The organism is Mongoliitalea lutea, assembly GCF_014652135.1.
In the GTDB taxonomy this organism is placed as follows: Bacteria; Bacteroidota; Bacteroidia; order Cytophagales; family Cyclobacteriaceae; genus Mongoliitalea; species Mongoliitalea lutea.
In genome coordinates, this window is record NZ_BMYF01000001.1 from 111,427 (window position 1) to 132,268 (window position 20,842).

The window sequence follows — 20,842 nt, forward strand, 5'->3', positions numbered from 1 at the left end:
TCATAGCTTTCATTAAATAGTTGCTAAAATTTACCAAGGTTTTCTTGGTAGTTTCTCTGCTCTTTCAGAGGTATTATATACCATTGCCGCAATGATGATGGCAGCTTGGGTCATATCTCCAAATTGCATACGCTCATACACATCCATATTCGTATGGTAGCCTTTCCCATAATCAATTGGGTCTTGGATAAACTGAAAGCCAGGAACACCAACTGCATCAAATGCTACGTGATCCGTGGAACCTGTGCTTCTTCTAGTAATGGTATTTGCGCCCATCTCGTGGAATGGCTCAAACCATTTTTCAAAAATAGGAACCAACATATCGTTACCTTCCAAATAAATACCTCTGATTTTACCAGAACCATTATCTAGGTTGTAATAAGCAGAAATTTTATCCCACTCTCCTTTTTTCTCTTTGGTAGCTCTATCAGCTACATATTTCTGAACATACCCTCTAGAACCATACAAACCCTGCTCCTCTTCGCCCCACAGTGCAATGCGAATGGTTCTTTTTGGTTGAACATCCAAGGCTTTCAATATACGGATAGCTTCCATCATAACGACTACACCGGCAGCATTGTCATTAGCGCCAGTACCAGCATGCCAGCTATCTAAGTGACCACCTAACATGACAATCTCAGGCTTAAGCGTTCTGTCTGTTCCTGGAATTTCTGCAATAACATTGTATCCTGCATAGTCATCATCCAACCATTGCACATCGATTTCAGCTTCTATACTTACTTTTTTACCGTTTTTGATTAAGCGATAAATACGGCCATAGTGCTCTGCAGCAATTTCCATTTCAGGTACAGTTACTTTTTTATCTGTAGAAAATGAACCTGAGCGGGTATGGAATACTGTACCGAAACTACCACGGGTACCTGTCAAACGAAGACCTACTTGCTCTTCTAATAAGAAAGCATTCAATTTCGCATCCAATTCACGTGCAGTTCTCATTTGGGCCATTTGCTCCGGCGTCCATCTCGATGGCATATTGCCTACAGGAATGGTTTTTCTGTTTTCCAACTCTTCATCTGTCCAACGTCTAGCTTCAGCTTCAAATGCTGGATTAACGGTCAAATTTGCAGGGGTCATCACAACTTTCCCTTTCAATTTGCCTCTATACTTATCAAAGTCTGCATCCGAAGAAATTTCTATCAACATCACTTCATCAGAAACCAGACCATTGGTTCCATCTGTCCAAGCTTTTGGATATCCAATGATCTGCGCATAATAAGGCTCTTTCATAGCGATATAGGCTTTCTTCACATCCCATCCCCGTCCAAACTCGCCATAAGTATCAATTTTCACATTGCTCAAACCCCATTCCTTGAATTTTTCCGCAGTCCAGTTTCTAGCATTGCGAAGATTAGTAGACCCAGACAAACGCGGACCAAGGAAGTCTGTTAGATGAAAGGAAAGATCTTGAATTTGGGAATTCCTCATTCCTTCATTTTTGATGCGATGCATCATTTCGAGATTCACCGTCTCTTGGGCAAATACCTGCCCCATGGCTAGAAGCCATACCAAAATCAGGCTTGATATCTTGGTTTTGTAATTCATAAGCTGTTGATTTTTATTTTCAATTCCAAAATTGTCGAAAAATATGGATTGAGAGTTAACCAATGATGTAAAACTCTGGTATGAAAATAAAAAAACCTGGCTATAAAACCAGGTTTTAACTATCAAGCCTAACCGTTGAAAAACTATCCAACGCTAGATATTATAGTCGTAGTAATTGATTAAACGAATATTCATTTAATAATTACTATACAAACGTCATAATACTATCTTTCCATCCAACCCTCTCCAAGAATTGCAATTAGTTTTTGATTGTATTTTTCAGCTTCTGAAGTGTTTTTTAAACGAGTATGGATTTGGAAAAGGATTTCCATTATTTCAGTGTTATCAGGTCTCAATTCTGATGCTTTAGTAAAATACGGCACAGCGTCCTTGTATAGACCATCAGCCTCAGCACTCATGGAAGAAGCTCTTTTTTCCCATTCTTCATCTGACAAATTATTCACTTCTGCTAAAATAGCTCTCGCTCTATCTAAATAGATTGCTCCAGTATAATAGTTCCCTTCAAAAAATTCAGGATCAGCTTGAGTTGTTTTTTTATACTGTTCCAATGCGCCATCAATATTACCAGACTGTTCAAGCAAATATCCATATCTTAATAAAAGTCCAGCATTTTGTGGATCATCTTTTAGCGCAGTTTGAACTGAAATCATTGCCTCTTCCATTTTATCCATCTGAAGTAACAACTGAACCTCAAATTCTGACAAAGTTTTGTCATCTGGGAAATCTTTTTTAGCCATCGTTACATATTTATATGCAGCTTCGGCATCCTTTTCTTCAGATGAAGCTATTTGGATCAAAAAATAATATGTGTTCAATTTGTCATATTCAGGAATCTCTAACAATCTATAAAAGTGCTTTTTGGCAGCCTCTACATTCCCCATCTCAGTATACGCCAAATAGCCAGCATTAAAGTTAGCGGTTGTATCTTTTGGGTCAATATCAGAAACCAAGTTAAAGAACTCATAAGACATAGCAAAATCCTCATCTTCATAAGATCTGATAGCTTTATCGAAAGATGCTAATTTTAATGATACCATGGAATAAGGTCTCAAGTTTTCTGGCATTCCTGGAATTTCTTCTTTCCATACATCCTTTCCAATTTTGCTATTTACATCACCCCCTGCCATTTCCATGGCTTTTGTAAATGAATTGAAGGCAGACCTTCCAATAGCAACTGTTGATGAGGCAAGGTCTTCATCTTGGGTAAACATTTTTGTCTCAATCTGGCCTTTTAAAACCATAGTAGAAGGATCATCTTGGGTTTCTGCATCGGTCAAGGCTGTATTAACCTCTTCCAAGGCAACTTCAAGATTTCCTTTCTTGAAATTGGAGTTAGCGGATCTAACTACTTTCTTTTGGGCAAAGGCAGTGGTAGCGAAAACCACAAGTGCCAATGATAAGATTAACTTTTTCATTTGATTACTGATTTGCTAAATTGTTTGGTTCTGATTAAGTTCAAATTATTCCGTCGGTTGTTGTTCTGTTGGAGCAGAAGCTTCTCCACCTTCTGTTTCCTCCTCTTCTTCTTTTTTGATTTTCTCAACAGAAGAAATGGCATCCCCTTCACTCAGTTTGATCAAGCGCACTCCTTGTGTGGCTCTGCCCATGACTCTTAATTCGGAAACAGGTGTGCGGATGGTGATTCCTGATTTGTTGATAATCATCAAATCGTCGGTATCCACCACTTCTTTGATTGCAACTAACAAACCTGTCTTTTCCGTCACATTCATTGCACGGACACCTTTACCACCGCGATTGGTAATTCTGTATGCATCAATTGGAGAACGTTTGCCATAACCATTTTCTGATACTACTAATAGGTTTGCATCTTCTCTGGAGGCACATACCATGCCAATCACTTCATCATTAACATCTGTTAACGTAATGGCTTTTACCCCGGTAGCAGTCCTACCCATCGGTCTTACCGTGGATTCTGGGAAATGTATCGCTCTACCTGACTTAGCAGCAATGATAATATGAGAGTTTCCATCAGTCATATCGACTGCTAGTAGCTGATCATCCTCTCTGATATTCAAGGCAATGATACCATTGGTACGTGGTCTTGAATATTGTTCAAGTGTCGTTTTTTTGATGATACCTTGCTTGGTTACCATCACCAAGTAATTGTTATTGATATAATCCTCGTCACCTAGATCGGCAACCTGAATGATAGAACGTATCTTATCATCTGATTCAATGTTGATCAAATTTTGGATAGGCCTACCTTTAGAAGTTTTAGAACCTTCTGGAATCGCATAGGTTTTCAACCAGAATAATTTCCCATGATCTGTGAAGATCAAGAGGTAATTGTGGGTAGAAGCTGTAAACAAATATTCCGTCCAATCATCTTCTTTGGTAGTAGCACCTCTACTGCCTACGCCTCCTCTCCCCTGAGACCTGTACTCATTCAATAGTGTTCGCTTGATATAGCCCTGATGAGAAACTGTAATAATCACTTCCTCATTAGGAATCATATCCTCATAGCTGAAATCTTCTGCATTATGTTCAATGATCGTTCTTCTTGGATCATTGTAGCGCGTCTTCATCTCGGTCAACTCTTCCTTGATGATTTCCATCCGCTTCTCTTCACTACCCAAGATAAACTTCAGCTCTTCAATCAAGGCCATGATTTCTTTGTACTCCTCTTGGATTTTGTCACGCTCCATTCCTGTCAAGCGCTGCAAACGCATATCCAAGATAGCACGTGCTTGTATCTCACTTAAGCCAAAACGCTCCATCAAACCATTTCTTGCGGTCTCAGGATCTCTTGAACTTCTGATCAAAGAAATTACCTCATCCAGATTATCCAACGCAATCAAATATCCTTCTAAGATGTGTGCACGTTTCTGCGCTTCTTGCAACTCATACTCAGTCCTTCGAATCACTACTTCATGTCTATGATTGACGTAATGTACAATCATATCTTTTAAGTTCAGTGTCTGTGGACGGCCTTTGACTAAAGCAACGTTATTGACTGAGAAAGAGGTTTGTAACTGTGTTTGCTTGTAAAGATTATTCAATACAACATTGGCAACGGCATCCCGCTTCAATTCATAGACAACACGCATCCCTTGCCTATCGGACTCATCACGTATAGCCGAAATCCCATCAATCTTTTTCTCATTGATAAGTTGAGCGGTCTTTTCGATCATACTAGCCTTATTGACCTGGTATGGGATTTCAGAGATGATGATGGATTCTCTACCATTATCTTTAGTCTCGATATCCGCTTTTCCACGGATTATGATTCTTCCTCTACCGGTTTCGAAAGCTGCTTTTACTCCATTGTATCCATAGATGATGGCACCTGTTGGGAAGTCCGGAGCAATGATATGCTCCATCAATTCACTAATGGTGATTTCATTATTATCTATGTAAGCAATGATTCCATCTACTACTTCCCCTAAATTGTGAGGTGCCATATTGGTAGCCATACCTACGGCAATACCAGAAGCACCATTCAACAATAATGCGGGAATTTTAGCAGGTAGTACAATAGGCTCCTTTAAGGAGTCATCAAAGTTTAGCTGAAAATCAACCGTATTTTTGTTGATATCCACCAACAACTCTTCGGCAATTCTTTTTAGCCTCGCTTCGGTGTAACGCATCGCAGCAGGATTATCACCATCAATGGAACCAAAGTTACCTTGACCATCCACTAGAGGATAGCGCAAGGACCAAGGCTGGGCCATACGAACCATAGTTTCATATACCGCTGAATCTCCGTGTGGGTGATACTTACCAAGTACCTCCCCTACAATTCTAGCTGATTTCTTGTATGGTTTGTTGTGCAAGACTCCAAGTTCCTGCATACCAAACAAAATTCTCCTATGAACGGGTTTAAGACCATCCCTTACATCTGGAAGTGCTCTGGAAACAATAACCGACATTGAATAATCAATGTAGGCTCCACGCATTTCGTCTTCAATGTTGATTGGGATTATATTCTCATTCTCTCCTCGAGCCATAAATTTATGTTATCTCAATAAGCTTGCAAGTTAATAAAAAACCTGATGCTTTAAAAAGAATATTTGGCAAAGGAATAGTGAAAACGGACATGGTTTAATACCATTGACCTACCTTTCTGTTTTGTAATTGGAATATAGAACTGCCTCTATACTCCACACCATCATGTAAGTGCTTCATTACCACGCCGCATCCAGGTTTTTTACATCTTTTGGTTCCTGGAAGGCTTACAGATAATCCAACTTGAATGGGGTAAAGAATTTGTCGAAAGCTTTGAACTTCTAAGGGGTTTTCAGCTTGAAAAAGAAAATTCCTTGTTTCGTAACCCGCTTTTAAAAAAAGTCGTGAATACTCTGAAAAATCACGTTCTATTCTAAACGAAACATTAAAAAATGGATCAGTTCCTATTCCCACAGAAGGATCTATATTTTCCCTAATTGAAATATTCCCAAACTGACCTTCTACCATAAATCTCCACGGATAATTTTGTCGAATTCTTTGATTCTTTTGAGACTGCATATAAAAATTTTGAGATGAATACTTGCGATATCGCCATCTCAAAAATTTCGCTCGTTTTCCTGCATCATAAAGAACAATCCCTAATGTCCCAAAGACTTTATCAAAAGTATAGGACGTATTTTCAAACACAAACTCATATGGAGAGGCTTGGAAAGCCCCCATACTGCCAAACTCTCTTCCATAGCCACCTCCTAAAGTAATTGTATTGAATAGATTAACCCGACCGGCTATATGAAGAGGAATGGCTGTTTGACCCAAACTACGGAAATTCAAAGTATCGTCAGAAGAAATAGATCTCGGAAGATCAATTTGACTGGTTTGAAAAATCGGATATTGAGAAGGATTATCAGATAAAAATGTCATCCTATTATGCTGATGAGCACCACCTGCGGCAAGCTCAACTGAAACCAATGAAATAACTGACCTTGTAACATTACCTATATTACTTTCACTCTTTCTACCTTTTTCTCTTGCACGGGTATCCAAACCAAAAATGTCTTCTTGGGCAGAAACGGCACTTACAATCATCAAAACAATTGCTCCAAGCAACACTATAAACTTTTTCATCCGATCCATAACGTACGAAAGTAACCAATTGTACCATTCAATGGTAGAAAAAACGCTCAATTTTTTACCTAAATCCTAAATGAGAACACCTAATTTCCTTCAAAATACTTCAATAGGAGATACTCAAGAAATGCGAACAAGTTCAATGACCTCCTAAAATAAAAAGGCCTACAGTTACCTGAAGACCTTTTATCAAACAAACCAAATTAAAATTTTATCGCTCTGTGTCTGCATCAGAAGACCCTTGGGTCTTCAAATCAGCAATCATAGAATCAATTTGAGATTTTACAGCAGGATCTGCCATGGCTCTTTTCACTTTGTTGTAAGTGGCTGCACCCAAAACCTCAGGATCCTTGATTAACTCAATCATGTACTCTTTCACTTCCTCTCCAATAGAATCGATGTAAGACTGAATCTCTGAATAAGCTTCTTTTTCTTCCTCAGTCACATTGATTTCAGCCATTTTATCATCTTTTCCCCAAGCACCTTTAATTTCATTGTAACGAGCACCACCACCCAACACTTCATTCTCGCGGATCATTTCTACAAGCTTCTCTTGTTTTTCTTGAGTGAAAGCTGCTACCATGACCTCCATTGTGGCATACTTCTTCATTTCATCCTCTGTCACTTCTTCAGAATCGTCTTGAGCAACCACTTGGAAACTCATGAATCCAGCTAATAAGAAAGCGAAAGCAAATAACTTCTTCATACAATAATTGGTTTAATGTGTAATTCAAACTTTTGCTCAATAAAATTCAAAAAGTACTTTTTTCCAAAAAATCTGGAAAAATATAGCACTTAAAAAATGTTAAATGGTGAATATTTTGGACCAAAGGATAATGATTTCGCCTATAGACTCAACTCATTAAGGCAAGCCTACAAGCAAAATCAGATGGAATATTTCCCAATTTCACAAGTGATAAAATGATAAAAAAACTAAGGTCAATTTAATATTATGAGTTTAAAAAATTACTTACAGAAACATGTTTATCAGTCACTTATAAGCTCTTCAATTCTTGTATAGTCTTTATTGGATTGGATGAATTGAATACAAAACTACCAGCTACCAATACATCCGCACCAGCTTCCATTAGCAAAGGGGCATTAACCAAATTCACCCCCCCGTCAATTTCGATCAAGGTTTGGGCATTTTTACGAAGAATCAAATCCTTCAATCGTCTAACTTTATCATACGTATTTTCTATAAACTTCTGTCCACCAAACCCAGGGTTAACTGACATAATGCACACGAGATCAATATCTTGGATAACCTCCTCAAAAGAACTTATAGGCGTATGAGGATTAACGGCAATTCCAGCTTTGCAACCTAAGGCTTTGATTGCTTGAAGGCTACGGTGTAAATGATTGCAAGCTTCCACGTGTACTGATATAATCGAGGCCCCTGCTTTGGCAAATGCTTCCAGATAGTTATCCGGATTGACAATCATCAAGTGTACGTCTAAAGGCTTTTGTGCATGCTTATGCATGGCCTCAGTCACAGGAATTCCAAAAGAAATATTAGGAACGAAAACACCATCCATGATATCCACGTGGATATAATCACAGGCAGAGGCATTCAACATTTCGATCTCAGATTGGAGATTGGCAAAATCTGAGGCTAATACAGAAGGGGAAATTTGAACAGGCATGTTTGGGATTTTTCTTGCAAAAGAAATAAAATTCGGTCAAGAGGCCTATTTTTTAATGAGTTTTGTGCTATAAACCTTCCCCCCTGCCAAGGCTCGCACAATATACAACCCCGTATTTAACTGAGGAACAGCTACAGCAAATGGTTCAAAGCTATCCCTTCTGCTAAGGAATCCTTCATATACAAGTCTACCTTGTATATCTACTAGCTGAATTTGTAGATCAAGGTGTTGATCAAAGTCTAAAAAGAAAATATCTCCCAACAACGGATTGGGGAAAAGTTTCCGCTGCTTTCGTTCAGTATTACTATTCAGTACCTCTCCCAAATAAGCTTTTCGAAAGTCAGGTATTCCAAAACCAAATTGGTTATCTGGATTGTCAGCTTGCGTGGCACTTTGGAGCATTAAATCAATCAATTCATCCTTGGTGAGTTCCGGTTTGGCTTGCCATATTCCTGCTGCCAAGGCAGCTATCTGAGGCGAAGAAAAAGAAGTGCCATTTGATCTACCCGCAGTTCCATTTGATCGCAACAACCAAACTTGGCTACCCAAAGTAGTGAGATCAGGCTTGATTCTCCCATCTGCTGTAGGACCTTGGGAACTGAAGGAAGACCTACTTAAATCCTGAACCACAGAACCAATGGCCAAAATACCTTTGGCATCGGCGGGCATTGTGATGGAACTAGGACCTCTTCCGCCGTAATTGCCAGCAGATGTCACCACTAAAATACCTTTATCTCCTGCTATTGTAGCGCCTTTGGTAATTATAGACGTTTCTCCATTCAAATCGCTGAAGGTGTAATCCATCGTAGGATCATCAAAATCCCAATAGCCCAAAGAACTGTTAATGATGTCCACTCCCAGGCTATCGGCATATTCTGCTGCTTTGACCCAATTATATTCTTCGATGCGATATTCAGTTGGAACATCCTCTGTGATACATAAAATGTAGTAGGCTTCAGGTGCACCTGCCAGCAAAACATTGGCATCATTGGCAGCAATCAGGGAGAGTACATTGGAACCATGTTGGTTTTTGCGGAAAACATCGCTGCTCCAAGGCTCTACAAAATCCTTAGCTCCGATGATTTTATTATTGGCAATCAAATGATTAAGCGCAGGGATGGTATTGACACCAGGGAATCCTGCATCAAAAACAGCAATCCTTATCCCTTGACCTTTAAAACCTTCCTCATGCATGAACGGAATACCCAACAAACCATTTTGAAATGCAAATTCTGATGGATTTTCTACTCGGGCATTGATTGATGTCTCCGATGCAAGCGCTTCAAATTTTTTATGAGAATGGGAAGGCTGAATTCTTCCTTGTGCTAAGAATCCGGGAGCAACAAAAACCACTTTTTCTACAAAATCCAGTGCTTCTAAAGCAAAAACAGCATCTGTATTTACTATGGCAACTGAAGCATTTAACCAGTTGGAGTGATACAAAAAACTGCTAACCAATGGAGTAATAGCTTCTATATACTTGGCAGATACCGGTAAATCCAAACTATCAAGATTGACTTGCTGTCGAGACCTTCGCTCAAGTGAGGCATCTGTTAAAAATTCCTGTGGTGTGTTTAATGAAAAATCAGTTTGAGGCTTGAACTTATAATGTATAGCGTATCTGTTTTGCGCCTGCACTGATTCTCCCAGCATCAATACAATGACTATCCATACTAACCTATAAATTGCCATAATCAAATAACCTCATGTGCGTTTTTCTTCCTCTATTGATTAACTGCTGACCTAGACAATCATTTCTCGAACAATAAGTAAACACCTCATAATAGTGTTCTACCATTCCTATACCTCGGGCAAAGACTTCATAACGATTATCTCTAAAAGTGATCAAATCATCATCTTCTTCTTGAACGACCAAAACTGCCCGAGGATACATCACTCCCCCTGATTCCACAACACCTGCTCGAACAATTGTAAAATCATCTCTATCCAAGGAATTAAATACATTTCCATCCCAGGTCACCTCCTCTCTCGGAGGAAAAACTAATGGAATGATATTTCTGTTTTCAATTAATCGAATTAACGCATTTCGTCTGACAAATTGAGCATAATTGGTTGTAGTCACCCAATTAGTGCGGTTCGATGACTCTTCTCGTCGTAAGACATAGACCAATTCATTTTGGGCATTGATATATGTGTAGTCCACCACATCTCGGATAAAATAGGATCGTTCTTCCTGATCGTTTTCCCCAAAAACTATCACTTCATCCACTTCGTAAATCCAGAATCTACCCACTTGCAAAGGCTGATAGTCTTTGCCCATATCAACAATGGGATTTTCTGTCTCGCAAGCAAGAAGAAAAACACTAAGGAAAATGAGCAAGAATCTGTGACGCATATAGCCTATTCCGTTACTGTGGCTTAAAAATACATTTTTCGGATGAAATCATGTACCTTCGTACCGATAAATTCAAACATACAAGAAAAATGGCACTGAAAACCTTTGTAAAAATCTCTCAAGTCAATAATCTAACCGATGCACGATACTGTGCTGGCATGTATGTCAATTGGATGGGTTTTAGCTTGGAAGAAAACAATGCAAACTACCTTTCACCTGAGAAATATAAAGAAATCACTGATTGGCTTTCAGGTGTTTCTTACGTAGCTGAATTTGAACATTCTCACCCTGAAAATATCCTTAAAACCCTCCAAGCCTACGAAGGAATCGATGCTATCGAAGTTTCCCAAGAAGTGCATATCCCCATGTTATTGAACACTGGTAAAGCCTTGATTTTTAAAGTAAGTATACAATCTGCAGAAGACATCCGTGAATTGATTGCAAAAGCGCCTGGATTCAAGGAAAATCAAGTGACAGTACTACTTGATTCCAGTATTGAAAAGCTTTCTGAAGAAATGATTTCCCTGATTGCAGACCTTTCTGAGCAAACCCAAGTGTTGCTTGGTTTTGGATTGGATGCTAGTACACTGGAAACCACTTTAGACCAAACTGGCGTATATGGAATTTCTCTTAAGGGAGGAACGGAAATCAGCCCCGGTTTGAAAGACTTTGATGAGCTGGCTGAGATTTTGGAATTATTGGAAGTAGAAGATTAATCTAACCAAACATGAGATTGGACAAGCAAATAATTGCCCATGACTTTATGCAGATACAAGACCATATCTGTCAAGAGTTGGATTTGGGTGATGGTCAGGGAAAATTCAAGGAAGACAAGTGGACAAGACCGGAAGGTGGCGGAGGTCGTACCCGAATTTTCGACAATGGGAAAATCATTGAAAAAGGTGGAGTAGCTTTTTCTGCTGTAGAAGGCCCTACTCCGGATAAAATTTTACAAAAATTACAATTAGAGCAGGCAGATTTCTTTGCCACAGGAGTTTCTATTGTCATCCATCCTGAAAGTCCTATGATACCCATCATCCATATGAATATCCGGTACTTTGAGATGAGTTCTGGCGTTCGTTGGTTTGGTGGTGGGATAGACTTAACTCCCCATTATATTGATATCGAAGATGCTAAATTCTTTCATCAACAAGTGAAGGATACCTGTGACCAATACAACACTTCCTATTACCCAAAATTTAAAAAATGGGCGGATGATTATTTTTATCTCAAACACCGTCAGGAAACCCGAGGAATCGGGGGAATCTTTTTTGATAGATTGGTAAGTGAGGATGAGGATGAGATGAAACAGATTTTTGACTTCGTTAAATCTGTGGGTTATCTATTCCCCAAAATTTACAGACACTTCATGGCTAAAAATTCCCAACTGCCTTACGGAGAGCAAGAACAGAAATGGCAGGCACTTCGCAGAGGTCGCTATGTGGAATTCAATTTGGTGTGGGATGCCGGTACCAAATTTGGACTTGATACCAATGGACGGACGGAAAGTATTCTCATGAGTATGCCTCCTATAGCCAATTGGGAATACATGCATCAACCAGAAGCAGGAAGTAAGGAAGCATTCACCTTAGAACATTTAAAAAAGGATATTGACTGGCTGAGTTACTAAGTAATGATCGAATCAATCAAATCACTGGATGAGTCTTTATTGCTTTTCTTCAATGGATTGCATCATCCTTTTATGGACCCAATCATGTACACGGCTACCCAGACCTGGCCTTGGGTACCCATGTATGCGTTTTTATTGTATTTGATTTGGAAGACTCATGGGATGCAGGGATGGTGGACCTTGATTGGTATTTTCCTGGCAGTATTATTTGCAGATCAGTTTACCTCTTCCTTTATGAAGCCTTTTTTTGGAAGACTGAGACCTTGTCAAAATCCTGATTTAGCAGAAGTCCTGCACACTTACCGGACATGCGGAGGAAAGTTTGGATTTGCTTCTTCCCATGCTGCCAATAGCTTTGCTGTGGCTACTTTATTGTGGCAGTTGATAGGCAAAAAATACCCTGCTGTCAAATGGCTATTTGCTTGGGCGGTTTTCTTCTCCTATACCCGTGTATACCTTGGTGTTCATTACCCAGGTGATATCATTGTAGGTGGAATCGTGGGAGCTTGCTGCGGCTACTTAGCTTACTTGATCAGCCATCAAATCTATCGTTGGACATCTTCGAATAAATCCACCATTGAGTAAAAAGCAAAACCTATCAGGATAATAAGCAATCAAGGAAAATGATTTCAATAAAAATCCTGGTAGGTTTATTTTTTTAACCATAAGTGATATGACTTACTTTTAGTGTTGATATCCCCTGATTATCCGTTGGATATACTTTCCGACAATATCAAATTCCAAGTTCACCTCATCCCCTACTTGTAGCTGATGGAAATTGGTAAACTCATAGGTATAAGGGATGATGGCTACAGTAAATCCTCCATTTTTGGAATTGAAGCAAGTAAGACTGGTCCCATTGATAGTGATGGAGCCTTTTTCTACGGTAACATTTCCCGTAGCAGGGTCAAATGAAAAATCAAATAACCAAGACCCATCTCTTTCCTCAATAGTAACCACTTTTCCTATTTGGTCCACATGTCCTTGGACAATGTGCCCATCAAAACGTCCATTTGCTGGCATGCATCGCTCAATATTCACTTTTTTACCAGCTTCCCAAGATTTCAAATTGGTTTTTTGAAGGGTTTCATCAATCGCAGTTACGCGATAGGTATCCCCTTCTATAGCGACTACGGTCAAGCAAACCCCATTATGAGCGACTGACTGATCAATTTTCAATTCATGTGTAATAGGTGAACTGATGTCAAAATGAATATTGGTGCCTTCAACCGTTTTTGCTTTGACTGTCCCGAGTGTTTCGATGATTCCTGTAAACATTTGTAGAATGTAAGCTTTTGGATTTCAAAAGAGAGCCCTCTTTTGATGATTTTCTCTTCAAAATAAGTGAATAATTACCTTAACTTCGCAAAGTCGAATCATGTTTTGAAGAATTAATCCCCCCAATGATTAAACTGGAAGATACCTACAAGCACAAAGGTCAACGCAAAGCTCTAGTCAAACTACTCCGAGAAAAAGGCATACAATCGGAAGCTGTGCTGGAAGCCATCAATACACTCCCAAGGCATTTCTTTTTCGATTCAGCACTTGCATCCCATGCATACGAAGATAAAGCCTTCCCAATCGGTGAAGGTCAGACTATCTCCCAACCTTACACAGTGGCTTTTCAAACTGAGCTTTTAAATGTCAAACCGGGTGATAAAGTTTTGGAAATCGGTACAGGTTCGGGCTATCAAGGCAGTATTTTACATTTATTGGGTGCGGAAGTACACTCTATCGAATACCAAGCAAAGCTATTCGAGCGTACCAAGAAGTTTTTGGGGAAATTGGGTATTCCTTTAAAATTCTATTTTGGAGATGGTAGTCAGGGAATCCCCCAACAAGCTCCTTTTGATAAAATAATTGTTACGGCAGGAGCACCTATTGTTCCAACCTCTTTATTGAATCAGCTGAAAATAGGTGGAATTTTGGTCATCCCAGTAGGCGATCGAAAAACACAGAAAATGCTTAAGCTGACCAAACAAAGTGCTACTAAAATCATCAAAGAGGAGTTTAATAATTTTGCATTTGTTCCTCTGCTAGGGAAGGAAGGCTGGGTGTAACAAAATTTTATATGGTTTTTGAAAACCAAAAAGACTTTCATTGAGTTAAAATTTTGTATATTTGAGAAAAATTAACTTTTATGGCAAAGAAAAAAGCAGCTTCCTTATCTCAAGTGATTATGACGGAGATGGTTCTCCCTAATGACACCAATACCTTAAACAACCTGATGGGTGGAAAATTGATGCATTGGATGGACATTGTAGCAGCTATTGCCGCACAAAAACACTCCAACAGGATCGTAGTCACTGCTTCTGCCGACAGTATTTCCTTTAAGCATCCGATTGCTCTGGGTAATGTGGTAACATTAAAAGCCTTCGTCACAAGAGCATTCAACTCTTCCATGGAAGTGTATATCGAAGTATTTGCAGAGGATATTCCTGCAAACAAAAAAATCACTACTCACCGCGCATTCTTCACCTTTGTAGCGGTAGACCAAAATGGTCGACCAATTGAAGTGCCTGAAGTAGAGCCTGCTACTCCTGAAGAGGTAGAATTGTACGAAGGTGCTTTGCGCAGACGACAGCTTCGTTTGATTCTTTCCAAAAAAATGGACCCGAATGATGCCTCCGAGTTAAAGGCAATCTTCGATTTGAACGAACCTAAATAAATTAGTTCCAACCCGGCTTTTTGAGTCGGGTTTTCTTTTTTCTTCTTTGGAAAGCCCCCTTTTTTTACGGAATTTAGGCCCATGGAAAATTTGAGTTTACATCACTTAAGTTTGTTTATCACCGAAGAAGTATATGTCATCCCAGGTGATGACATTAAACCCGTGGCACAAGGATCCCTACCAATCCCTCAAACAACAGAGACAGCTAGTGCTACTGTGGAAGAAACCATAGAAGCCATTGAAAGTATTCCAGCTCTCAGCTACGATGGGAAATTTGAAAAGGGTGTAATGGTGATCGTGGATGAAGCAGAGATAAAGGCAGAATTGCAGGAACTCTTATTCAAAATCCTAGGCGCGGTAGGCTGCGGTCTTAAAGACATTGCTCTGGTCAAGAGCAATGCTTTGGAGGGTACTAGCATGGAGTCTATTCAACAACTCAATCCTTCAAAAATCATCCTTTTTGGGAAAGTTGCCCATGACATCATGCATTACAGAGATGAATTATACAAAATTCATGCAGAAGACGGTATGGAATTTCTATTTGCAGACGATCTGAATGCTATCTATACTACCGTAGCGCTTAAAAAATCCCTATGGAACCAATTACAAATCCTTTTTGGCATACAAAAATAACCTATGAGCAATTCAGCAGCTGTATGGCTTAAGCGATTCAGATGGATCAGCATCATCGAAGGCTTGTCTTTCTTGATTCTACTATTTATCGCCATGCCCTTAAAATATGTATTTGACTATCCTTTGGCAGTAACCTATGTAGGTTGGGCTCATGGGATTTTATTTGTGATCTATATTTATGTAGTCTTCCCTACTGCTTACAAAGCAAGTTGGGATTTCAAAAAGACATTTTTGGCTTTGGTAGCTTCTATCCTACCCTTTGGGCCCTTTGTCTTTGACAAATACATCCTAAATAATTCCTGAAAATTGATATCACATTTAATCAACTAAACTTGAACCCATGGCACTGATCAGCAAAAAGAAACTTATCTACCCCATCAGTCCTGGATTAAGAGCTTTTTTAGTGAAATACGGACGGGAAGTAGATTTCCCTATCCACTACAGCGATCTGCTTCGGTATAGTGGTTCGATTCCTTTGTATGATTTCAAGGGAAATGATACACTGTGGGAAACTGTCTTTTTTGCTGAATCTGATCGAGAAGAAATTCATCAAAGTGTAAAAAAGATCTATGCAATTCTCAAGGCTGAGGGAGATATGAGTGTGATGGACCACCTCTATATTGACCGGATAGATTTATGCGTGTATGGCAATACCCAACCCTTTCGAGTTAGAATTGTCAACCGCATCAATGATAACTTTGACTATTTCTACATCAAAAATGCTGATGCATCACGGGTGTACGGCTTGGAATTAGAGCATCTTTTATCACCCAATCGCATCAGTTATTTAGTACACCAAAACACCTTGATAGAAGAACATATTGCTGGTATCCCCGGGGAACAATTTATGCGTCAGCATATCAACGATCCAAACCTGAATCCTATTCGATTGGCCAAAGAATTTGTCAAATTCAATGAACGTTGTTTTGTCAGACTTCTCGGTGATATGCATTCATCCAATTTCGTAATTGATGTGACTCCGGACTTTGAAGAAACACATTATAGGATCCGAGCGATTGATTTTGATCAGCAATCTTATGAAGGCAAAAAATCCATTTATTTACCTCAATATTTTAAGGAGAATAACGCTTTAATCCAATTAGGCATCAAGCATATTACACCTGAATCCATGCGTCAATATCAGCGGGAAGAACGAGCACTAATTGCTACTCGACTAAAAAGTGCCACACAAGAAATTGAGGATGTGTTAAGTACTATGGAAAATGACATAGTCTCCATTCCTGAAAACATAGAAAATCTAAAAAAAGAACTAGCAAAGCACTACGCTAATCCAAATTTTTTGACTTGTAAAAACATGGGGCAAATCGTCAGGGAAAGTTTGGCCCAAGTACTACATCGATAAATTGTAATACTTGGGCCAATAGTCCTTAATAAAATTTCACCTGACACTCAGGATTAACTTTTTGAAAACCATCTACTGCACGTTGACTTAACCGGGTATTGAAAGCAGATAAACGCTTTAAGTTCCGCAACCCAAATATGGGCTTTAGCGACCTAACATTGGTACTTGCTATATTTAATTCTTCCAGTTGTTGGAGTGTTTCCAGTCCTTTGAGAACTTTAATGTTTGTACCTGAAAGGTCTAAATAAATTAAGTTTTGCAAGCGTGCAAGAGGTCTTAGGTCTTGTACTCCAGTATTTGAAAGATCCAAACTCTTTAAGTCTACCAAAGAACCCAAAACCGTCAAGTCGGTAATCGGTGCCTGTGAAATCTTCAACTCAAGCAACAAATTTAATTTACCAACTGCTTCTATATCCTTAAGATAAACATCAAATATGGAAACTTTTCGAAGATTATTAAAAGCTAATAAAGGCTCCAAATTTTCAATAGACACTCTCTCAATCGCAAATTCCGCTGAAGATGTCCAGACATGTAATTGCTCTGAATCAGGCCTAAATGAGTTATCCCCAAAATATTTTTGTATGACACTTTTCCATTCACTATCCAAATAATCCCACCAAGCTTCCAACCACTCTGTACGGTAAATGATGGTAATGGACCCATTCTTAGCTAAAAACTCTGAAACCTGATCTCTGTCAAACTCCGCACCATCAATATTCAAATATTCGAGCTGCGTCATAGAGTTTAAAGAACTAATTTCTTGAACTGGTGCAAGGGCAAAATCAATACGCTTCAATCCATTCAAATTAGCTAATGGGCGTAGGGAGCGAACGCTTGTTTCTTTACCTATAACTGCCTGCAGCATCCGCATTTCTGAAAGAGGCGTAACATCCGCCACAGCCGTATTGCTGAAATCTAAATAATTTAATTTCCTGAATTTTAGTACTGGAGCAAGATTGGTAATTGCACTACCTGCTAACTGTAGACTATCAATTCCAACTGTTGCAGTCAAGTCTTCAATGCTTGGGATAGGCTTTTTTAGGCTTGGGTTATTGTGTACAAGCACCTCTTTCCACGCCTCAGATAATCCATCATACCAAGTTTGTAGGTTTTCAACGTGATGCACCAAGAGCACTCTTCTATTTTGACGGGCAAATTCGTCTGCACTTTCCTCTGAAACCCGAGTAAGATCTGCATATACTCTTCTAAGGCTCGTTTTATTTTGAAGCGGAGTCAATTCAGCAACCTCTGTTTGATTAAAATTGACCATAACCAAACTTTTCATGCCAGCTAAAGGCTGCAGGCTTGAAATATTGGTTTCCGAAACATTTAACTCAATTAAACTTATCAAATTTTCAAGTAAGTCGAAATTGATAATAAAATTTTTACTGATATCTAAATGCGTGAGGGAAGATAGTTCCGCTATATTCTCCATGTTATTGAAACCACTCTCACGTAAATTCAACACCTTTAATTCATCGAATGAGTTTAACACATCAAAACTATTAATGGGCGTATTTACTGCTTCAAGCGTATGGATTTTTTTCAAATTTCCCAATTCACTGATATCGGAGATTTGCGTATTGGAAATATTCAAATAGCTCAATCTATCTGAATATTTTATAAATTGAATATCCCGCGTAGGTGTATTAGCAATATTGAGATATGTTAGAAAAGTTACATTACTAATTGGATTCAGTTCCCTGATTTGGGTGGAACTAATATCGATATATTTTAGGTCTCTCAACGCCTCAATTGGACTTAAATCAACTAAGAATGTGTTTCCAGATAAATTAATTGAATCTATCGCTGAAATTTTATAGAGGTGTTCGAGAGTTACAGAATCTGTATCTGATAGTCCAATTTTAGTGCGGAAATAATTTTCCCATGTGTAAGAAAGATTAGACCACCAAGTCTTTAATTCTTGGTCTCTACTAAGTTTCGTTGTGTAGATACTGGCAATTTTCAGTTCATTTGATTTTTTATCTACGTTTACCTCCAAAAAGCGAGGCTTTGTATTGCTGATTTTCTCTTTATTAAGCCCTGTTGCAGTGAGTGTTCTATCCATAGAAACCAAAAATGATAATTCATCATTATCTCTCAAAAAAGGTTTGATTTCTCTGACCTTAAACTTGAAATTAGCATCTTTAAAGAAGAACTCAATATCCTTTAAATAGGCGGTAATATCTTTATTGGTAATAACTTTTCTGTCAATTAACAAATCATCTTCTACCTGAACTTTACCATCACGGAAAATCTTGGTATAACTTTCACGTATAATGACATCTTTGTCTCGTGCTGGGGTGTCTTGACTGCCTACTGTATTTAAAAAGTACTCCAAGAAGCGGATTTGATCCTCAACTTGGCTACTTAACTCCTTAATTTCCTGTTTGCTGTATCCCTTAATGTCTTGAGCAAAAGAATATTGAGAAGATAGAAGTAAAATCAGTAAATACGTTATGTGAAACTTATTTTTGATCATAAATGTAGCGTAATATTGACTCTTTGTCACCAGGTTTTAATTTCACTAGATTGCTAATCAACCACCCCGTATTAAAACCAGGCCTATTGAATTGATTTAATTCAAAATACCAGTTATTTATTTGAAAGAAATGGAACTTAACATCACGAATATTATCGAACTTCAAGTTTCCTCTTTTCATTTCATATAAAAAAAGAGTTAAGTAATCCGGTTGAAAATCAGTGGTTGTGAATGACTCTGGCAAGTTTGTCTCTTGAAATGCTTTCCTCAAATTCATAAAACCTAATTCATGACTCAAAGGGTGCAAAAAACTTTTGTTGCTTCCTTCGGGCTTTTTGAAAATGTCTTTAAATGGTGGAAAGACTACTTTGTCAATGACCCATTCGTAACCCAATCCTTCAGGTTGCAATTTTAAAAACAAGGTAGCTTTTTCAATTTTGCCACGATAATTAAATGTTGCTTCCACCTCTGAAAACCATCCTTCTCGGTGAAAATTGATATACTGAGGAAGTGTTTCGGAAAGCACTTCTCTCATAAAGGTTGTTTTCAGGTCTGAAGAGATACCAGAGGTTTCATTGTCGAAAAGGATAGAAATAAATTTCCCCCTCAATTCTCTGTTTCTGTAAAACTCATCTTCTGGATAATACCGCTGATTACCATCTACACTTTCTTCGGCATTAAACCTTCTAAAAAATTGATTGACTTGTTTGGTGGAGGCTGCAAACCTCCCATCATCCTTGATGGTACCAGGACTGCCTAGGCCTTGTCCTGATACCAATTCAATAGATGATAGTATTACTAAAACTACTATTACTAATTTTCTCATGCGGAGGTTTCAGTCACTCGAATATCACCCAACATTACATCCCAGAACTCAATGGTTCTACCTGCAATCTGAGTTTGTTTTTTCTCCACGTAGATGGTAATATCTTTCTTTGTAGTATCTCTGTAGTTCATACCACTTTCAATAGAAGTACCTTCGAATCTTTGATAGATAGTGATCACACCTACAAATCTTCCATCAGGCTGTCTTTCCAAATCAGAAATGTATTGGATATCATACCATGTAATGTTTACGCGATCATAGTTCAAGGCCATCAAACGCTCAAAGTATCTTCTTACTTTGTAGTAAGCGATTTCTTTTCTGTTGATAGAAGAAACACCCATTTCTGCACCTGGAGCAAAAAGCTCTTCAGCTCTGTCCATTACACGGTTAGCTTCTGAGAATTGTGTTTCTTTACTACCGATGATGCTGATGTACTTACTTAAATCTTTTACCTTTTCAAGGGCAAGTGAATCGATTGCCTGCTTTCTTGCAGGGCTGATGTTGTCAGACTGAGCTACAGAAACAGATGCCGCAGCTAGAAATACCAACAAAAATAGTGATATGTATTTTTTCATTGTTTAATAGTTTTTCTTTGGTGG

The 20,842-nt window shown here is 38.7% G+C and carries 20 protein-coding genes; 8 read left to right on the forward strand and 12 right to left on the reverse strand.

Annotated elements, in window-relative coordinates:
* Positions 1-30: 30 nt before the first annotated feature.
* The 8 genes from IE080_RS00460 to IE080_RS00495 all read right to left on the reverse strand — a co-directional run bounded on the left by IE080_RS00460 (position 31) and on the right by IE080_RS00495 (position 10,641).
* Positions 31-1,563: a M20/M25/M40 family metallo-hydrolase gene (locus IE080_RS00460; protein ID WP_189578329.1), complete on the reverse strand. Its 1,533-nt coding sequence runs from the start codon at positions 1,561-1,563 to the stop codon at positions 31-33.
* A 224-nt stretch (positions 1,564-1,787) separates the two neighbouring features.
* Positions 1,788-2,999 carry a tetratricopeptide repeat protein gene (locus IE080_RS00465; protein ID WP_189578331.1) on the reverse strand — a complete coding sequence of 404 codons (1,212 nt, stop codon included), beginning with the start codon at positions 2,997-2,999 and terminating at the stop codon, positions 1,788-1,790.
* A 45-nt stretch (positions 3,000-3,044) separates the two neighbouring features.
* The gene (gene gyrA / locus IE080_RS00470) at positions 3,045-5,552 is read right to left on the reverse strand and encodes a DNA gyrase subunit A (protein WP_189578333.1); all 2,508 of its coding nucleotides are present in this window, start codon (positions 5,550-5,552) and stop codon (positions 3,045-3,047) included.
* Positions 5,553-5,646: 94 nt separating this feature from the next.
* Positions 5,647-6,555: a hypothetical protein gene (locus IE080_RS00475; RefSeq protein ID WP_229800435.1), complete on the reverse strand. Its 909-nt coding sequence runs from the start codon at positions 6,553-6,555 to the stop codon at positions 5,647-5,649.
* 295 nt (positions 6,556-6,850) lie between these two features.
* Entirely contained in the window at positions 6,851-7,345 is a 495-nt protein-coding gene (locus IE080_RS00480) for a hypothetical protein (RefSeq protein ID WP_189578337.1), read from the reverse strand.
* Between the two features lie 289 nt (positions 7,346-7,634).
* The gene (gene rpe, locus IE080_RS00485; RefSeq protein ID WP_189578339.1) at positions 7,635-8,285 is read right to left on the reverse strand and encodes a ribulose-phosphate 3-epimerase; all 651 of its coding nucleotides are present in this window, start codon (positions 8,283-8,285) and stop codon (positions 7,635-7,637) included.
* Between the two features lie 45 nt (positions 8,286-8,330).
* Positions 8,331-9,977: a S8 family serine peptidase gene (locus IE080_RS00490; RefSeq protein WP_189578341.1), complete on the reverse strand. Its 1,647-nt coding sequence runs from the start codon at positions 9,975-9,977 to the stop codon at positions 8,331-8,333.
* Positions 9,964-10,641, reverse strand: a complete 678-nt coding sequence (locus IE080_RS00495; protein ID WP_189578343.1) for a hypothetical protein — start codon at positions 10,639-10,641, stop codon at positions 9,964-9,966. The genes IE080_RS00490 and IE080_RS00495 overlap by 14 nt, the downstream gene beginning before the upstream one ends.
* 50 nt (positions 10,642-10,691) lie before the next feature.
* On the opposite strand from IE080_RS00495, the gene trpF reads away from it, so the two are divergent.
* Genes trpF through IE080_RS00510 form a run of 3 tightly spaced genes read left to right on the forward strand, consistent with a single transcriptional unit; the run spans position 10,692 to position 12,856 of the window.
* Positions 10,692-11,357, forward strand: a complete 666-nt coding sequence (trpF, locus tag IE080_RS00500) for a phosphoribosylanthranilate isomerase (protein ID WP_229800436.1) — start codon at positions 10,692-10,694, stop codon at positions 11,355-11,357.
* Positions 11,358-11,368: 11 nt separating this feature from the next.
* A complete protein-coding gene (hemF, locus tag IE080_RS00505; RefSeq protein WP_189578345.1) occupies positions 11,369-12,271 on the forward strand; it encodes an oxygen-dependent coproporphyrinogen oxidase in 903 nt (300 codons plus the stop codon).
* A gap of 3 nt (positions 12,272-12,274) precedes the next feature.
* On the forward strand, positions 12,275-12,856 hold the full coding sequence (locus IE080_RS00510) for a phosphatase PAP2 family protein (protein WP_189578347.1): 582 nt from the start codon (positions 12,275-12,277) through the stop codon (positions 12,854-12,856).
* Between the two features lie 99 nt (positions 12,857-12,955).
* Here the strand turns inward: IE080_RS00510 and IE080_RS00515 are convergent, their stop codons facing one another.
* On the reverse strand, positions 12,956-13,549 hold the full coding sequence (locus IE080_RS00515) for a riboflavin synthase (RefSeq protein WP_189578349.1): 594 nt from the start codon (positions 13,547-13,549) through the stop codon (positions 12,956-12,958).
* A gap of 125 nt (positions 13,550-13,674) precedes the next feature.
* Between IE080_RS00515 and IE080_RS00520 the strand changes: the two genes are divergently transcribed.
* From IE080_RS00520 to IE080_RS00540, 5 genes are all read left to right on the forward strand, one after another.
* The gene (locus IE080_RS00520; RefSeq protein ID WP_189578351.1) at positions 13,675-14,331 is read left to right on the forward strand and encodes a protein-L-isoaspartate(D-aspartate) O-methyltransferase; all 657 of its coding nucleotides are present in this window, start codon (positions 13,675-13,677) and stop codon (positions 14,329-14,331) included.
* 80 nt (positions 14,332-14,411) lie between these two features.
* Positions 14,412-14,939 carry an acyl-CoA thioesterase gene (locus IE080_RS00525; protein ID WP_189578352.1) on the forward strand — a complete coding sequence of 176 codons (528 nt, stop codon included), beginning with the start codon at positions 14,412-14,414 and terminating at the stop codon, positions 14,937-14,939.
* A gap of 81 nt (positions 14,940-15,020) precedes the next feature.
* Positions 15,021-15,572 (forward strand): hypothetical protein, encoded by a 552-nt coding sequence (locus IE080_RS00530; protein WP_189578354.1) that lies wholly within the window; start codon positions 15,021-15,023, stop codon positions 15,570-15,572.
* A 3-nt stretch (positions 15,573-15,575) separates the two neighbouring features.
* A complete protein-coding gene (locus IE080_RS00535) occupies positions 15,576-15,875 on the forward strand; it encodes a DUF3817 domain-containing protein (protein WP_189578356.1) in 300 nt (99 codons plus the stop codon).
* 37 nt (positions 15,876-15,912) lie between these two features.
* Complete coding sequence (locus tag IE080_RS00540; protein ID WP_189578358.1) at positions 15,913-16,935, forward strand: hypothetical protein; 1,023 nt, start codon at positions 15,913-15,915, stop codon at positions 16,933-16,935.
* 25 nt (positions 16,936-16,960) lie between these two features.
* On the opposite strand, the gene IE080_RS00545 is transcribed toward IE080_RS00540, so the two are convergent.
* The 3 genes from IE080_RS00545 to IE080_RS00555 are packed head-to-tail and all read right to left on the reverse strand — an operon-like array spanning position 16,961 to position 20,818.
* Positions 16,961-19,447 carry a leucine-rich repeat domain-containing protein gene (locus IE080_RS00545; protein ID WP_308428130.1) on the reverse strand — a complete coding sequence of 829 codons (2,487 nt, stop codon included), beginning with the start codon at positions 19,445-19,447 and terminating at the stop codon, positions 16,961-16,963.
* Positions 19,404-20,243 carry a hypothetical protein gene (locus tag IE080_RS00550; protein WP_189578360.1) on the reverse strand — a complete coding sequence of 280 codons (840 nt, stop codon included), beginning with the start codon at positions 20,241-20,243 and terminating at the stop codon, positions 19,404-19,406. Before IE080_RS00550 ends, IE080_RS00545 begins: the two co-directional genes overlap by 44 nt.
* Positions 20,240-20,818 (reverse strand): hypothetical protein, encoded by a 579-nt coding sequence (locus IE080_RS00555; RefSeq protein WP_189578362.1) that lies wholly within the window; start codon positions 20,816-20,818, stop codon positions 20,240-20,242. Before IE080_RS00555 ends, IE080_RS00550 begins: the two co-directional genes overlap by 4 nt.
* Between the last annotated feature and the right edge of the window lie 24 nt (positions 20,819-20,842).

What these genes read in the sequence shown, in the direction of transcription:
- IE080_RS00530 (WP_189578354.1), top strand. Translation starts at nt 15,021, where the DNA reads ATGGAAAATTTGAGTTTACATCACTTAAGTTTGTTTATCACCGAAGAA.
- IE080_RS00480 (WP_189578337.1), bottom strand. Translation starts at nt 7,345, where the DNA reads ATGAAGAAGTTATTTGCTTTCGCTTTCTTATTAGCTGGATTCATGAGT.
- IE080_RS00490 (WP_189578341.1), bottom strand. Translation starts at nt 9,977, where the DNA reads ATGGCAATTTATAGGTTAGTATGGATAGTCATTGTATTGATGCTGGGA.
- IE080_RS00540 (WP_189578358.1), top strand. Translation starts at nt 15,913, where the DNA reads ATGGCACTGATCAGCAAAAAGAAACTTATCTACCCCATCAGTCCTGGA.
- IE080_RS00495 (WP_189578343.1), bottom strand. Translation starts at nt 10,641, where the DNA reads ATGCGTCACAGATTCTTGCTCATTTTCCTTAGTGTTTTTCTTCTTGCT.
- trpF (WP_229800436.1), top strand. Translation starts at nt 10,692, where the DNA reads ATGTACCTTCGTACCGATAAATTCAAACATACAAGAAAAATGGCACTG.
- hemF (WP_189578345.1), top strand. Translation starts at nt 11,369, where the DNA reads ATGAGATTGGACAAGCAAATAATTGCCCATGACTTTATGCAGATACAA.
- IE080_RS00520 (WP_189578351.1), top strand. Translation starts at nt 13,675, where the DNA reads ATGATTAAACTGGAAGATACCTACAAGCACAAAGGTCAACGCAAAGCT.
- IE080_RS00515 (WP_189578349.1), bottom strand. Translation starts at nt 13,549, where the DNA reads ATGTTTACAGGAATCATCGAAACACTCGGGACAGTCAAAGCAAAAACG.
- IE080_RS00460 (WP_189578329.1), bottom strand. Translation starts at nt 1,563, where the DNA reads ATGAATTACAAAACCAAGATATCAAGCCTGATTTTGGTATGGCTTCTA.
- IE080_RS00550 (WP_189578360.1), bottom strand. Translation starts at nt 20,243, where the DNA reads ATGAGAAAATTAGTAATAGTAGTTTTAGTAATACTATCATCTATTGAA.
- IE080_RS00465 (WP_189578331.1), bottom strand. Translation starts at nt 2,999, where the DNA reads ATGAAAAAGTTAATCTTATCATTGGCACTTGTGGTTTTCGCTACCACT.
- rpe (WP_189578339.1), bottom strand. Translation starts at nt 8,285, where the DNA reads ATGCCTGTTCAAATTTCCCCTTCTGTATTAGCCTCAGATTTTGCCAAT.
- gyrA (WP_189578333.1), bottom strand. Translation starts at nt 5,552, where the DNA reads ATGGCTCGAGGAGAGAATGAGAATATAATCCCAATCAACATTGAAGAC.
- IE080_RS00510 (WP_189578347.1), top strand. Translation starts at nt 12,275, where the DNA reads ATGATCGAATCAATCAAATCACTGGATGAGTCTTTATTGCTTTTCTTC.
- IE080_RS00555 (WP_189578362.1), bottom strand. Translation starts at nt 20,818, where the DNA reads ATGAAAAAATACATATCACTATTTTTGTTGGTATTTCTAGCTGCGGCA.
- IE080_RS00525 (WP_189578352.1), top strand. Translation starts at nt 14,412, where the DNA reads ATGGCAAAGAAAAAAGCAGCTTCCTTATCTCAAGTGATTATGACGGAG.
- IE080_RS00535 (WP_189578356.1), top strand. Translation starts at nt 15,576, where the DNA reads ATGAGCAATTCAGCAGCTGTATGGCTTAAGCGATTCAGATGGATCAGC.